Raw genomic sequence first — 14,210 nt, 5'->3', positions numbered from 1 at the left:
TTCACTATCATCAAGTCAGGTAGCAGGGCATGGCCAAGGTTAGGTGCTGCCGAGCATAATGTTGGCTTACGTAGGTGAGCAGGTTGTTGGTAATCAGGCGCCCATCGTAAGTGGCAACGAAGGCCTGGGCGCTGTCGAGGAAGAAGACGGTGCGGCGCCTGAGGCCGTGGTATTCGGGGCGCTGTCCGCCGGCAACCCGCTGTTCAGTGATTCTAGCCACAACGTCACGCTCAACATCCGCACCGGGGAGGTGACGCAGCAAACCGACCTGCACAAGGCGGAACCGAGTGCGCAGGCGGACGCCCTGCTCAGCACTTTACACTTCGGGCAGTTTGGCGGGCTGATCAGCAAAATCGGGTGGTCCATCGGTGGGCTGTCGCCGGCCCTGCTCAGCCTTACGGGCTTTGCTTTGTGGTGGCGCCGTTCCCGCTCGTTACACCCGCGCCGGCCCGCAACTGGACGATGGGCCGGCGCGGGCGCCGCGTAGCGGTTAGTATTCCGCCCTTGCAAGGTGTTGGCAGCGCGTGGTTCCGGTGGCAGCCATAACGAATGCCTACCGTCAGAAACTTCCCTTAGTTGGCTACCTCGCTGATGAACTTGATGCGAACCAGTCGCAGCTCTTCCTCCGTAAATTCGCCGCCCAACTCTTTCATGGCTACGGCAATATTATCCGTGCTGGCCGACATGAAGTAGTCGTAAATCTCTTCCTGCCGCTCGTCTTCCACCATCTCTTTGAGGTAGTAGTCGAGGTTCAGCCGGGTGCCGGAGTAGCAGATGTGCTCGATCTCCTCCATCAGCTCGCCCATGCTAATGCCCTTCGACGAGGCAATGTCTTCCAGCATCATCTTCTTGTCGATTTGCTGGATGATGTAAATCTTGATCTTGGAGCGGTTCACCGCCGACTTTACCACCACGTCCTCGGCGGTTTCGATGTCGTTGTCCTCCACGTACTTCTTAATGGCCGCCACGAAGGGCGCCCCAAACTTCTGGGCCTTGCCCTGGCCCACGCCCGACACGTGCGTCAGGTCGTGCAGCGTGGTGGGGTAGGTAGTGGCCATCTCCTTCAGGCTCGGGTCCTGGAACAGCACGTAGGGCGGCAGGTTCTTCTGCTTGGCTACCTGCTTGCGCAGCTCCTTGAGCTGGGCGAACAGGGCCTCGTCGTGGCCGGCGGCGTGCTGCACTTCCTCCTTCTCCTCGTCGGCCTTTTGTTCGGCGTCGAAGTTATGGTCTTTGGTTAGCGTAATGGCATGAGGATTTTCGATAAAGTCCATGCCTTTGTCGGTGATGCGCACCAGGCCGAGGCTGTCGATGTCCTTCTCTAAAAAGCCATTCAGCAGGCACTGGCGCAGCACCGAGTGCCAGAACTGCGCGTCGCCGAGCTCCTTGCCCTGGCCGTACACCGGCAGCGCGTTATGGCCATAGCTCTCAATGTGCGGGTTGCTGAGCCCCAGCAGTACCTGGCCGATATGCGTCAGGTTGAAGCGGGCTTCCGTTTGCACGACGGCCCGCAGGGCCAGGCCCACGGCCGCTTCGCCTTCAAACCGCTCCTTGGGGTGGCGACAGTTGTCGCAGAAGCCACAGTCCGTCTCCAGCGTTTCGCCAAAGTAGTGCAATAGCTGCCGCCGGCGGCATACCGCGCTTTCGGCGTAGTTCGTCATTTCGGCCAGCAGCTGGTGGGCGTTGTCGCGCTCGGTTACCGGCTTGTCCTTGCTGAATTTCTCCAGCTTCAGAATGTCGTCATAGCTGTAGAACATCAGGCAGTTGCCTTCCAGGCCGTCGCGGCCGCCGCGGCCGGTTTCCTGGTAGTAGCCCTCGATGCTTTTGGGCGCGTCGTAGTGAATAACGAAGCGCACGTCGGGCTTGTCGATGCCCATGCCGAAGGCAATGGTGGCCACGATAACATCGCACTCCTCGTTCAGAAAGGCGTCCTGGTTGTCGATGCGCACTTGCTGGTCGAGGCCGGCGTGGTAGGGGCGGGCGCGCACATCGTTGACGCACAGCAGCTCGGCAATCTCCTCTACCTTCTTGCGGCTCAGGCAATAAATGATGCCGGCTTTGCCTTTGTGCTGCTTCACGTACTGGATCAGCTGCTTTTTGGTGTTGTGCTTGGCCCGCACCTCGTAATACAGGTTGGTGCGGTTAAAGCTGGTTTTAAACACCGACGCGTCGTCCATCTGCAGGTTCTTCTGGATGTCGAGTTGCACTTTGGGCGTGGCCGTGGCCGTGAGGGCAATAATGGGTACGTTGCCCCCCAGGTTGTCGATGATGCCGCGAATCTTGCGGTACTCGGGCCGGAAGTCGTGGCCCCACTCCGAAATGCAGTGGGCCTCGTCGATGGCCACGAAGCTGATGGTTGACTTCAGCAGAAATTCAATGGTGTCGTCCTTGGTGAGGCTTTCCGGGGCCACGTACAGCAGCCGCACGAGGCCGCTCATGACGTCCTTTTTCACCCGGTTCATCTCGGTTTTCGTCAGCGTGGAATTGTACACCTGGGCATTAATGCCGAAAGCGCCCAGCTGGTCAACCTGATTTTTCATCAGGGCGATAAGCGGTGAGATGACGATAGCCGTGCCCGGTACCACCAGGGCTGGTAACTGGTAGCACAAACTCTTGCCGGCCCCCGTGGGCATGATGACAAACGTATTGTGCCCCGCTAGTACATTTTGAATAACAGCTTCCTGCGTGCCCCGAAACTGCCCGTAGCCGAATACTTCTTTGAGGGTGTGTTTCAAATTGGCCAGGGTGGCCGGGGCTTCTTGAATGGCAACTGATGACATAAGGCGAGAACTCAAAAAGAACGCTGATAGAAGCGCGGTACTTAACGAAGATAAGCAATCGTATAGTTTTTTTGCATAAAAAATGGCGCTTACCGTGAATTGTGGAAAACAATTTGGCAACATCCGCTGCCAGGTAGGCCAGGGCGCAAAAACAAGTTCATGACAAACAGCTTGTTTGGGTAACAAGCCCGGGCTATTGCTTCTGGCAAAGTGTTGGCCCGGCTGGCTTTGCCCCGGTGGCCGCGCGGCGGCTGGCTTAGCTTCTTTCCCCCAATTTTGCGGAGACGTTCCCCTGTTTCGCCCATGGCCACTCCCCCCGACTCCGCTGCTGCCCACTACCTTGAAGCGGCTCCTGCCGACGTGCTGGCGGTTGCCCGGCAAGTGCTGGAGGAAGAAGCGGCGGCGCTGCTCGACGTGGCCGCGGCCCTCTCCGCCACGCCCGACTTCGTCAGTTGCGTGCAGGCTATTTTACGGCTGAAAGGCCGGGTCGTCGTCACGGGCATCGGCAAAAGTGCCCATATCGCCGGCAAAATCGTGGCCACGCTCAACAGCACTGGCACGCCGGCGTTGTTCATGCACGCCGCCGATGCCATCCACGGCGACCTGGGCATGATTCAGCCCGAAGACTTCGTGCTGGCCATCAGCAAGAGCGGCGACACGCCCGAGATCAAGGTGCTGGTGCCGCTGCTGCGCCGCAAGGGCGTGCCCCTCGCCGCGTTGGTGAGCAACCCGGACTCCTACCTGGGGCAGCAGGCCAACTTCATTCTCCACGCCCCCGTGCGCAAGGAGGCCTGCCCCAATAACCTGGCCCCTACCACCAGCACCACCGCCGCCCTGGCCCTCGGCGACGCCCTGGCCGTGTGCCTGCTCGAAAGCCGCCAGTTCAGTGCCGCCGATTTTGCTCGTCTGCATCCCGGCGGCACCCTGGGCAAGCGCCTTTATTTAAAGGTGGGCGACCTGAGCCGCCAGAACCAGCGCCCCCACGTGGCCGAAGACGCGCCGCTGAAAGAGGTCCTCCTGGAAATATCCGGCAAGCGCCTCGGCGCCACCGCCGTGCTCGATGCTGCCGGCCAGCTCGCCGGCATCATCACCGATGGTGATTTGCGCCGCATGCTGGGCAGCTTTTCCGACCTCGAAAAGCTAAAGGCCCGCGACATTCTAACGCCCCGCCCCGCCACCATCGACGTCGAAGACTTTGCTGCCGAAGCCCTGGCGCGCATGCAGCAGCGCAACATCACGCAACTGGTGGTAACCGAAGGCGGGCAATTCACCGGCTTTATTCACCTGCACGATTTATTGCGCGAAGGTCTTGTCTAACGAGTAATACCCGATTAAGTAAATAATAAATTATCGAATAATGAAGTTTAGCGCAGAGTGCATATAAGGGCACGTTTCAAACTTTCTCGTGCAATTTTGTTATGATTTCAACGTAGTGAAGGGCGCCAGTACGGGCCTTTAAGTGGCCTTCCCCTTCGCTCTTCACCCGCTCATCCCTTGACCAGCACCTATCTGATTGTTATGGCTGGCGGCATTGGCAGCCGCTTCTGGCCGTTCAGCCGCACCCACCACCCCAAGCAGTTTCATGACGTTCTGGGGCTGGGCCGTTCCATGCTGCAACTGACCGTAGAACGCTTTGCGGCCATTTGTCCGCTCGAAAACGTTTTCGTGGTAACCAACCGCGATTACGTGGGGCTGGTACAGGAGCATCTGCAGGCCTTGCCCGCCGACCAGATTTTGGGCGAACCCATCGGCCGGAATACAGCTCCGTGCATTGCCTACGCCAGCTATCGCATCGCTCAGCGCGACCCCCGGGCCACCATCATCGTAACCCCGGCCGACCACGCCGTACTGCGCGACGACGAGTTCCGTCGTCTCGTTGATGTCGCCGTTGCCGGAGCGCGCGCCAACGACGTGCTCATTACCCTCGGCATTCAGCCCTCCCGGCCCGACACCGGCTATGGCTACATTCAGTACATGGATGAGCAGTCGTTGCCGGGCGGCAAGCTGCACAAGGTCAAAACCTTTACCGAGAAGCCTAACCTGGAGCTGGCGCGCATGTTTGTCGACAGCGGGGACTTTCTGTGGAACTCCGGCCTCTTTGTGTGGCGCGTCGACGTCATCATTGCCGCCTTTCACCAGTACTTGGGCGACATTGCCGAGGTGTTCGACGAAGGCATCGAGATGCTCGATACGGCGCAGGAGGAGGAGTTTATCAGCCAGGCCTACTCGCGCTGCCGCAATATCAGCATCGACTACGGCGTGATGGAAAAAGCCGACAACGTCTACGTGTTGCCCGCCGATTTCGGGTGGAGCGACGTCGGCACCTGGGATTCGCTGCACCGCATTGGCCAGCACGATGAAAACAACAACGTGGTAAGCGGCGATGTGCTGCTGTACGACACTACCGGCTGCGTCATCAAAACCCCCGCCGAGCGTTTGGTAGTGGTGCAGGGCCTGGAAGACTACATCGTGGCCGAATACGACAACGTGCTACTCATCTGCAAGCGCAGCGAAGAGCAGCGCGTGAAGGAATTCGTAGCCGATGTGAAGGCGAAGAAGGGCGTCGGCTATAACTAAGACCCTGGGGAACCTCACGAGACTCCCGCGGGGCCTAACCCCTCTCCGCAAGAGAGGGAGCACCGGACTCGCAACAGGAACTCATTAATAATGAAAGAAGCCCACTCGAAGTGGGCTTCTTTGTTTTCCAGAATCAAAATTCATCCGAGCGGGACCGGTTACCCCTCTCCCGCAAACCGGGGGTCATGCTCCGTGGGGGCTCGTGAGGTGCCGTTGCCGGGCCACTTCGAACAGCATAATTCCCGCGGCCACGCTCACGTTCAACGACTGAATCTGCCCGGCCATGGGCACCTTGAGCTTCACATCCGCCAGGCGCAGCAGCTCGGGCGAGATGCCGTCTTCCTCCGAGCCCATGAGCACCGCTACGGGACCGGTGAAATCGTTGTTGACAACTCCAATTTCTTGTTCTGCTTTCTCGGTACACGCGACCACCGTAACCCCCGACTGCTGCAGGAAGCGCACGGTTTCGTGCAGGTTGCTTTCGCGGCATACGGGCAGCAGGTTCAGGGCGCCAGCCGAGGTTTTCAAGGCATCCCCGTTGATCTGAGCCGCGCCGCGCCCCGGCACCACAATGGCTTGTACCCCCAGGCACTCGGCCGTGCGGGCAATGGCCCCGAAGTTGCGCACATCCGTAATACGGTCCAGGAGCAACAGGAAAGGCACTTTGCCCTCCTCAAACAGGCTGGACACAATTTCGTCGAGTGGCGCGTAGTCAATCGGCGACACGAAGGCCACGGCCCCCTGGTGGTTTTTGCGGGTAAGGCTATCAAGCTTTTCGCCGGGTACCATCTGCACGGGAATGCCAGCCGCGCGCGCCGCGGTCGAAATGTCCGTAACCAGGCTGTTCTTGGTGCCGCGCAACAGAAAAATCTTTTCCAGGGTGCGGCCGGCGCTCAAGGCTTCCAGAATGGGCCGCAAGCCGAAGAGCATGTCGATGCTGCGGTCGGCGGCGGGCCGGCTCTCGTAGCGCGGCCGGCTATTCGACGGGTCGATATTACGCTCGCGGTAAGGCGGGCGGGCTTCGCCCCGGTCGGAGCGACCGGTCCGATTGCCGGCGGCCTCGTCGCGGTTGTCGCTGCCCCCGCGCCCCCGGGGGCGCGCGGGGCGGTCGTCGAACTCGCTGCCGCCGCGGTCCGGGCGAAACTGTTTGGGGATGACGGGCCGGTTGGCCCCGTCGTAAAAGCGGCGGCCAGCTACCGGTCGCGCGGGGCGGTTGGGACGTTCGGGCCGGTCAGGGCGGTCGGTGGGTTTCTCCATTTTTCAACGGCGGCATACCAGAGCAGTTCGTACTCGGGCCGGCGCACCAATTCGTAGTAATCAGGGGCAAAGGTACTCGGCCGGGGGCGGAAGGTGTAGGAGACGGGGCCGCCGTCCAGGTTGCCGTCGGGGTAAAACCACCGCTCCTCGCCATTGAACAGGCGCCGCACGCTGGGCGGCGGCCCCAGTACCACGTACAGCAGCCCCTTGTCGGTAAGCCACCCAGCCTTATGAGCGGCGAAAAGCTGGTTGGCTGCGGTGACGCGGCCGTAGTAGCGCCGAATCAGGTCTTTGCCCAGGCGTTGGTTGCCCTGGGCAATGTCGAGCCAGAACTTATCCACCGCCCGTTTGGGGTCGGCCGCGTCAGTAAGCCGCTGGCGCTCCTGGCTGGTGGTGAGGTAGCGCAGGGGCTCGATAAGTTCAGCCGCAGTGGTGAGAGCCGGGTACTGGTTGGCGGCCACCATCACGGCCAGCGGAGGGGACGCCGCGCCACCAGTACCGCCCACCCGCAGCGCGTAGAGGCCCGGCTCGGCAAACCGCAGCTGGGCGCCGGGTGGGGCAGTGGCGGAGTCGAGTACCGGCAGCACGCGGGGGCCAGCGGGCAGGGCCGCCGGGTTGGTCATGGGCGGTAGGGCGGGGGTAGGGTTAACCGCGTAGCGCTTCCAGCGGATGGGCTGGTAGAGGCCGTAGCTATCCACGCCAAAAGCCTCGTTGGCTTGCACGTAGCGGCGCAGCAAAGGCTGGCCCGCGGAATCGGTAAGCACAAACGAGCGCCCCAATTGCGCTTCGGTAAAGCGCAACCAAGCGGTAGTGGTGGCCTCCTGGTAATCATCTTTAGGATCAGCCGGAGCGGTGGTCAGCTGCATAATGGACCCCACTGGTACGTGGGCCGCTGCCACGCAAAAGCTCAGCCGGACTCCCCCGGCCTCGGGGCGCGGGTGCTGCTGCCGGCGCGGCACGCTGTCTGCCCACAGGGGCTGTTTGGCTTCGTAGCTGGGCCACACTGCCACCTGCAGCACATGGCCCGGGCCTAAGCGAGCCGGAGCCGGCAGCCGTAGGTATAGCCGCAGGCTGTCGCCCTCACGGCGGCTGTCCACTTCCAGGCGCGGGCCTTCGCGGTAGAGTCCGGCGTAGTCGGGGCGCACGGCTTGCGGCGCCCGGGGCGCCTTCGCGGCAGTTGCTACCAGCACGAAGCTGCCGATGATGCTTAATTTAATAATACCTTTCATAGGTGTAAATCTCCTTATCACAGCTTAATCAGAACCTACGCAGAAATAGACTGATCAATGCAGAATACCTGACATTGTTGCCTGGTTCTCCTGAATCGATTCCTAGTTAACGTTGGTCTCCCGGCTGTTCGTCTTTGTAGAATTTGCATTCTTGTACAGTTTTTGCCCCTTACTACTAGCTTATGCCTTTCCGCCTCGACCGCACTGCTTTTCACGCGGGTACTCACGAAGAAGCCGAAGCCTATCATCGCGACCACCAGCCCGATACACCGACCGAGCGGTTGCGCGCGGCTATGTACTTAAATAGCGTAGCCTATAACTACGACATCAATAATCCGCCCCGCCTGGACCGGACGATGTTCTCGTGTCGGTCCCACACCCACCGCACCAATGGGTAATATTTTCAATACCGACTTTCGGGATTTCCTCGAAGCCTTACGGCAAAATAATGTGCGCTACCTGCTGGTAGGCGGCTATTCTGTCATCCTCCACGGCTATAGTCGGACCACCGGCGACCTCGACATCCGGGTCGAGAAAACATCCGCCAACTATGCGCAGCTAGTGCCAGCGTTTCGGACCTTTGGAATGCGAATGTTCGATATGACAGCCGACAACTTTCTGCATCGGTCCGAATACGACGTATTTACCTTTGGCCGCCCCAGTTGCCATCGACATCATGACTACGGTCAAGGGACTGGATTTTACCGAGTCTTATGCGCAGGCCAGCGATAGAGAGGTTGAGGGCCTGACTATCCGCTTGATTCACTACCACCATCTGTTAGCAGCCAAGCGGGCTGCTGGTCGGCCACGCGACCAAAACGACTTAGTTAACTTATTGAATATTAAAAAATAGAGGCCGGTTCGCAGCTGCGAACCGGCCTCTATCATCAAAGCGGTCTACACCACCTTACCTACCGCGGGTAGTATTGGTTCATCAGCCCCAGGGCCTTTTCGCTGCGGGCTTTGTCGCCACTCAGCTCGGCTGCGCGGTACACGTACTGCAGGCTGATTAAGTAGCCTCGCTGGTCGTCTTCAAAAAGGCTGCCGTCCGGTCGGTTGGCGTAGTAGGCGAGCATTTGCTCCGAGCGGCGGGTCATGGTATCGAGGATGTCGTCGGCCTTCTTTTTCTCACCGCCCGCTATCAGCGCGGGCACCAGCTGAGGCGAGTACACGTCGTAGGGAATGGCCTTGTCAGGCATCAGCTCAAGGCACTTGTCGGCTACCTCCTTGGCTTTGGGGAGGTTGCCGTCCGCTAAGTAGGCCGTCGCCAGACGCGCAAACTTGTCGCGGTAGTTAGCCGGGAAGCGCAGGTGGTTTTCGTCGTAGAAAATATGGGGGTTCTGCAGGCCGCGATAGCTGAAGTCCTTCAGCAGGTGCTGGTAGGTGACGTCCTTTTCTACGTAGCCCTCGTCGCCGCTGCGCGGGTCATACTTCGGGTCCTTCAGCGGGAGCAGGCGGTAGGCCATGCCTTCGAGCTGGAAGTAGGGCTGCAGGTTCATGTAGTCCTGCGGGGCCACGGTGCTACTGAAGTAGATGGGGCGCTGCCAGTTGTTCGTGGCAATCATATCCAGAATCACCAGGTTTTTCTTCTCAATCGCGCGCTTGCCCATGCTCCACTCCATGCGCGGCACCAGCTGCTTCTCCCGCTCTTTGGGGATGATGCCGAGCTTCTTCACCGCCGCCGTATCCACGGGCAGGTAGAAGTTCGGCGTCGGGAACGACATCATGCCCGGGCCACCCTCCTGGTACTGCACTTGCAGCAGCGGGTTGTTGTCCTTCACCAGCTGAATGAACTCCTTGAGATTCACGCTTTGTACGGCCGGATTTGCGGCGTAAGGCAGCATGTCGTTGGTGCCCTGCGCATAGTTCTGGTCATCCAGGCTGATGGGAAACGGAGCTGATTTATACGAGCGGCGCTTCATCTGCTGGATGTACCAGTCGGTGTTCAGGTAGCTGAGCACGGCCACGCGCACGTCGGTACGGACGCCTTCCACTTCCTGGGCGTACCAGAGTGGGAAGGTGTCGTTGTCGCCATTGGTGAACAGGATGGCGTTGGGGGCACAGCTATTGAGCAGGTTCTTGGCCGAGTCCACCGAGTTGTAGCGGTCCGAGCGGTCGTGGTCGTCCCACCCCTGGGCCGCCATGATACCCGGTACCAGCAGGCCCACCACCAGGGCCAAACCGGCCCGGAGCCCGTCGGCTTTCACCACCTTGCCAAAGATCTCGGCCAGGCCCAGCACCCCCAGCCCGATCCAAATAGCGAAGGCAAACGTCGCTCCGGTGAAGGTATAGTCGCGCTCGCGGGGCTCGCGGGGTGGCTGGTTGAGGTAGAGCACGATGGCCAGGCCCGTCATGAGAAACAGCAGGCCCGTCACCCAGGCATCTTTGCTGTCGCGCCGGCTTTGGAAGAACAAGCCAATCAGCCCCAGGATGAGCGGCAGGGCCAAAAAGTTATTGTGCGCCGGGCTCTCGCCCACGCGGGGCGGCAGGCTCTTGGCGCTGGGGCTCAAGGGTGTAACCACCCCGGCCTGCTGAATATCAGACTCCCGCCCCACGTAGTTCCACATAAAGTAGCGCCAGAACATATGGCCCATCTGGTAGCGGAACAGGAAACTCAGGTTCTGGCCCATGGTGGGCTTCACGCCGTCCTGGATGTCAACCCACTTCTTGTAGTTAGCAATCTGGTCGGGCTCATAGCTGTAGAGGCGGGGCAGCAGCATCTTGTCTTCGGCCGCGTACGTGTATTCGGGCTGCGGCGGCAGCTCTTTGTACCGGCCGGCTTTCACGTCGCGGGCATAGCGCGGGGCGCCTTCCTCCTGGCCGTTGGGCTGGGCATTGAACTGCGGCCCATACAGCAGGGGCCGCGAGCCGTACTGTTCACGCTTGAGGTAGCTCACAAACGAGAGCACATCCTCGGGGTCGTTTTCGTTGATGGTGGGCTTAAATGAGCTGCGAATCGGTACGATGAGGTAGCTCGAGTACCCAATCAGGATAAACACCAGGCACAGCATCGACGTGTTTAGCAGTCGGCTGCGAAGCTGAAAGGACTGCCGAAAACCCAAATAAATCAGGCCAATGAACAGCGCCAGGAAAATAAGCAGTCCTGAGTTGAAGGGTAGCCCAACCGTGTTCACGAAGAATACTTCGAAGCTGCCGGCCAGGGTGGGCAGGCCGGGAATGATGCCGACCATAATGAAGCCGACGATAATCATGCTTACTACCAGCACGATAATACCCCCCTTCGTGGTGGGGTAGGCCGTGCGGCGGTAGTAATAAATGAAGCCCAGCGCGGGCAGCGTCAGCAGGTTGAGCAAGTGCACCCCGATGCTGAGGCCGATGACGTAAGCAATGAGCACCAGCCATTTGTCGGAGTCGGGCTCATTGGCGTGGGCTTCCCATTTCAGCATAATCCACACCACGGCCGCCGTGCACATCGCCGACATGGCGTACACCTCACCCTCCACGGCATTAAACCAGAAGGAATCGGAAAAGGTAAACGCTAGCGCGCCTACCACCCCGGCACTCAAAATCAGGAAAGTCTGAGCGCCGGTGGGCTCGATAGCTTCGGCGGCAATGGCTTGGTCGCTGGCCTGGCCCCGCAGCACCAGCTTGCGGGCCATACGGGTGATGATCCAGAATAAAAACAAGACTGTGAAGGCACTGCTCAAGCCCGAAAGGGCATTGATTAGTACTGCCACCTTGGTTACGTCGCCAAACGAGAACAGCGAAAACAGGCGCCCAAGCAGCAAGAACGTGGGGGCGCCGGGGGGGTGGGGGACCAGCAGCTTATACGAGCAGGCGATAAACTCACCGCAGTCCCAGAACGAAGCCGTAGGCTCCAGGGTAAGCAAGTACGTGGCGGCGGCAATGGCAAATACCAGCCAGCCAACGAGGTTATTCAGACTTTTGAAGGAACGCATAGAATCGTGTAAAGCGTAAGTCCCCTATGGGCAACGCAGCAGGCAGAGGATCGAAAAACGAAAGCTAAGAGCAGTTAGAGGGCAAAAGTAGGCATTGCAGCGTTGCAGTCGCACGAAGCTCGGCCGGCAGAGGCTGGCATGCTGGTCGGCAAATGCTTGCCCGAGTACTCACCGGCCGCTTGGGCTGCTTATTTGGCCAGCGGGCCGGTGCTGCGTTTATAAACACGAAAAGCAGCCAAGGGCTGCTTTTCGGTAGTCAAACCAGAAAAATTTTCGGTCAGTTCTGCAAGATAAGACGTCTGGTAGTCGTCACCTTACCGTCAACTAACAGGCTGTAGAAGTACACGCCCGCGCGTAGATCACTCAAGTCCAGGGGTAGGCCGCTGCTGGTCAGCTCAGGCTTTAGCGCTATGCTGCGAATTTCCTGGCCAATGATGTTGCTCAGGCGGAGCTTGTAGTCGGCGCCGGCCTTTTGGTTCAGCAGCACCGTTACCTGGCCCCGGCTGGGGTTGGGATAGAGGTTGAGCGTGGCCGTCGGGCGGCCATCTACTGTCGCGCTAGCCACTGCCACCCTAATGACCCCCACCATACCTACGTACTGGCCGTTCGACAGAAAGGAATGCGGGAGACAACGATATGGATATATTCCCGGAGTTAAATCGGGAATACGTTTAGTGGGCTCACTCGCGCTAAGAGTAAAGGTGGCCCACACAGGGGACGAACTCTCGGACTTGGTGGGATGAGTGCCCGAAACCCAGGTGAATACCACTGCATCTCCGGGGGCAATCGTCACATCGGCAGGCGAAAAGCTGTTTGTTCCATTAGCACCCACTAATACAACTACATCAGCTGCGAAAACAGCAGTATTTAATCCCAAAAATAGTGTGAGTAATGGGACAAGTCGCGTAAAGAAAATCATAAGTGTATACTTAAAATAAAGAGAAGAAAAGAAAGAGATGGTCAAAGCTAACTAAAAAACAAGCACCATGCCAAGTTATCTTTAGTTTAATTTACTTGCTCAAGCCTTTGCAGCCAGTTTGATAGACCATCGAAATGGTCAAAAGTTATACGGGCCTGGTAAAATATAACTCGGTTGTAGCGCCCATATGGTTGCCTGGAGGCTTAATTTATTTTATTTAACAACCCATATGCGCCGTTACAGCTGCCTGAAAAGCCCTAGTGGTTGTTACAGATACCGGATTTCCTGGAGGCCAAACCGCCGTAGCTCGTTGCCCACGGCCACGGCTAGTCGGCCGTCGTCTTCCACCCCGACAATCTGGCCGCTTACCCGCTGCCCGGCCACTTCAAACCAATGCGTTTCCTGGTAGCGGTACAGGGCCTGCAGATACGCCTGTCGCAGCCAACTGCCCTGCCCGGCTCGCAGTTGCAGGTAGCGCCGCTCCAGGCACTCGAGCAGGCGCGCCGCCAGGGCTTCCCGGGCGTAGGCGCGCCCCGTGAGCTGACTGATGGACGTCGCCGTCGCCGTGGTAAATCGTTGTTGGTTGATATTTAAGCCGATACCTATGACGCTATATTGAATCTTTGGACCGCTCAGGGTGTTTTCAATCAGAATGCCCCCAAATTTCTGGTCTCCGTAGTACAGGTCGTTGGGCCATTTCAGCTTCAGCTGGGGGTCCGGGCCGAGCAGGGTGCTGGCCCAGTCGTACACCCCCAGGGCCACGGCCTGGCTCAGTTGAAACTGCTGGGCGGCGGCCAGGAACGTGGGATACCACACCACTGAAAGCATCAGGTTTTCGGCGGGGGCTGCTTCCCACCGGTTGCCGCGCTGGCCCCGGCCGGCGGTCTGAAAGTCCGTAATAATGGTGCAGCCTTCGCTGGCCCGGTTTTGGACAATCAGGGCGTGGGCTTCCGAGTTGGTGGAGGCACAGGTCGGCAACCAAAGGAGCTGCTGGCCCGTGAACAAGGTTTGAGGGGTAACAACCACGGCCTTCTTTCGCGTTTCGTTAACTTCGTAGACTTTTGGCTGCAAAGCTCAAACCTAATAACACAATATGAAAAGCACGTTGGTCCGGCAGGATTCAGACACATTGGCAGATTTGGTGGTACGCGGGATGCAGGACAAGAAAGCGTCCGATATCGTGGTGCTGAATTTGAAGGAACTCAAAAACGCCGTGGCAGATTTTTTCATCATCTGCTCGGCTAACTCCGATACCCAACTCGAAGCCGTGGCCCGCTCGGTGGAGGAAGAAATCGAAAAAGTAACCGGCGAAAGCCCTTGGCAGACCGAAGGCCGCACCAACCGCGAGTGGGTGCTGCTCGACTACGTTGATGTGGTCGTGCACGTGTTCCTGCGCGATCGCCGGGCGTTCTATGCGCTTGAGGAGCTGTGGGGCGACGCCGACATCAGCTACATCGAAGCGGAAGAAGCGTAGGTCTGGTAAAGTAAGTACGCCGGTAACGCGTCTTACCCGTGCCGAACATTTGCTTTC

At 59.1% G+C, this 14,210-nt stretch carries 12 protein-coding genes; 6 read left to right on the top strand and 6 right to left on the bottom strand.

Annotated elements, in window-relative coordinates; all coding sequences use genetic code 11:
- Positions 1-58: 58 nt before the first annotated feature.
- On the top strand, positions 59-487 hold the full coding sequence (locus IC235_RS19800) for a PepSY-associated TM helix domain-containing protein (RefSeq protein WP_191006944.1): 429 nt from the start codon (positions 59-61) through the stop codon (positions 485-487).
- A gap of 85 nt (positions 488-572) precedes the next feature.
- On the opposite strand, the gene recQ is transcribed toward IC235_RS19800, so the two are convergent.
- On the bottom strand, positions 573-2,777 hold the full coding sequence (gene recQ / locus IC235_RS19795; RefSeq protein WP_191006943.1) for a DNA helicase RecQ: 2,205 nt from the start codon (positions 2,775-2,777) through the stop codon (positions 573-575).
- Between the two features lie 303 nt (positions 2,778-3,080).
- Here recQ and IC235_RS19790 point away from each other — a divergent pair, with 303 nt between their 5' ends.
- A complete protein-coding gene (locus IC235_RS19790) occupies positions 3,081-4,094 on the top strand; it encodes a KpsF/GutQ family sugar-phosphate isomerase (RefSeq protein WP_191006942.1) in 1,014 nt (337 codons plus the stop codon).
- Between the two features lie 177 nt (positions 4,095-4,271).
- The gene (locus IC235_RS19785; RefSeq protein WP_223847435.1) at positions 4,272-5,354 is read left to right on the top strand and encodes a mannose-1-phosphate guanylyltransferase; all 1,083 of its coding nucleotides are present in this window, start codon (positions 4,272-4,274) and stop codon (positions 5,352-5,354) included.
- Between the two features lie 183 nt (positions 5,355-5,537).
- Here IC235_RS19785 and rlmB read toward each other — a convergent pair whose 3' ends face one another.
- Both rlmB and IC235_RS19775 read right to left on the bottom strand, forming a co-directional pair.
- Positions 5,538-6,611, bottom strand: a complete 1,074-nt coding sequence (rlmB, locus tag IC235_RS19780) for a 23S rRNA (guanosine(2251)-2'-O)-methyltransferase RlmB (protein ID WP_317173615.1) — start codon at positions 6,609-6,611, stop codon at positions 5,538-5,540.
- Entirely contained in the window at positions 6,548-7,840 is a 1,293-nt protein-coding gene (locus IC235_RS19775; RefSeq protein ID WP_191006941.1) for a GWxTD domain-containing protein, read from the bottom strand. Before IC235_RS19775 ends, rlmB begins: the two co-directional genes overlap by 64 nt.
- Before the next feature lie 182 nt (positions 7,841-8,022).
- On the opposite strand from IC235_RS19775, the gene IC235_RS19770 reads away from it, so the two are divergent.
- On the top strand, positions 8,023-8,238 hold the full coding sequence (locus IC235_RS19770; RefSeq protein ID WP_191006940.1) for a hypothetical protein: 216 nt from the start codon (positions 8,023-8,025) through the stop codon (positions 8,236-8,238).
- Positions 8,239-8,516: 278 nt separating this feature from the next.
- Positions 8,517-8,693 (top strand): hypothetical protein, encoded by a 177-nt coding sequence (locus IC235_RS22290; RefSeq protein WP_223847434.1) that lies wholly within the window; start codon positions 8,517-8,519, stop codon positions 8,691-8,693.
- 58 nt (positions 8,694-8,751) lie between these two features.
- Here IC235_RS22290 and IC235_RS19760 read toward each other — a convergent pair whose 3' ends face one another.
- The 3 genes from IC235_RS19760 to IC235_RS19750 form a co-directional block, all read right to left on the bottom strand.
- Positions 8,752-11,760 carry a glycosyltransferase family 117 protein gene (locus tag IC235_RS19760; RefSeq protein WP_191006939.1) on the bottom strand — a complete coding sequence of 1,003 codons (3,009 nt, stop codon included), beginning with the start codon at positions 11,758-11,760 and terminating at the stop codon, positions 8,752-8,754.
- Positions 11,761-12,037: 277 nt separating this feature from the next.
- Positions 12,038-12,325, bottom strand: coding sequence for a T9SS type A sorting domain-containing protein (locus IC235_RS19755; protein WP_191006938.1), 288 nt, complete (start codon positions 12,323-12,325; stop codon positions 12,038-12,040).
- Positions 12,326-12,946: 621 nt separating this feature from the next.
- Entirely contained in the window at positions 12,947-13,750 is an 804-nt protein-coding gene (locus IC235_RS19750; protein ID WP_223847432.1) for a biotin--[acetyl-CoA-carboxylase] ligase, read from the bottom strand.
- A 22-nt stretch (positions 13,751-13,772) separates the two neighbouring features.
- On the opposite strand from IC235_RS19750, the gene rsfS reads away from it, so the two are divergent.
- Complete coding sequence (gene rsfS, locus IC235_RS19745; RefSeq protein WP_191006937.1) at positions 13,773-14,153, top strand: ribosome silencing factor; 381 nt, start codon at positions 13,773-13,775, stop codon at positions 14,151-14,153.
- Positions 14,154-14,210 lie beyond the last annotated feature (57 nt).

The organism is Hymenobacter montanus (assembly GCF_014699115.1).
GTDB classification, from domain to species: domain Bacteria; phylum Bacteroidota; class Bacteroidia; order Cytophagales; family Hymenobacteraceae; genus Hymenobacter; species Hymenobacter montanus.
This window is presented reverse-complemented; position numbering and strand designations above follow the sequence as displayed.

Coding starts and splice junctions, on each gene's coding strand:
- IC235_RS19800 (WP_191006944.1), top strand. CDS start 59: ATGTTGGCTTACGTAGGTGAGCAGGTTGTTGGTAATCAGGCGCCCATC.
- recQ (WP_191006943.1), bottom strand. CDS start 2,777: ATGTCATCAGTTGCCATTCAAGAAGCCCCGGCCACCCTGGCCAATTTG.
- IC235_RS19790 (WP_191006942.1), top strand. CDS start 3,081: ATGGCCACTCCCCCCGACTCCGCTGCTGCCCACTACCTTGAAGCGGCT.
- rlmB (WP_317173615.1), bottom strand. CDS start 6,611: ATGGAGAAACCCACCGACCGCCCTGACCGGCCCGAACGTCCCAACCGC.
- IC235_RS19775 (WP_191006941.1), bottom strand. CDS start 7,840: ATGAAAGGTATTATTAAATTAAGCATCATCGGCAGCTTCGTGCTGGTA.
- IC235_RS19770 (WP_191006940.1), top strand. CDS start 8,023: ATGCCTTTCCGCCTCGACCGCACTGCTTTTCACGCGGGTACTCACGAA.
- IC235_RS22290 (WP_223847434.1), top strand. CDS start 8,517: ATGACTACGGTCAAGGGACTGGATTTTACCGAGTCTTATGCGCAGGCC.
- IC235_RS19760 (WP_191006939.1), bottom strand. CDS start 11,760: ATGCGTTCCTTCAAAAGTCTGAATAACCTCGTTGGCTGGCTGGTATTT.
- rsfS (WP_191006937.1), top strand. CDS start 13,773: ATGAAAAGCACGTTGGTCCGGCAGGATTCAGACACATTGGCAGATTTG.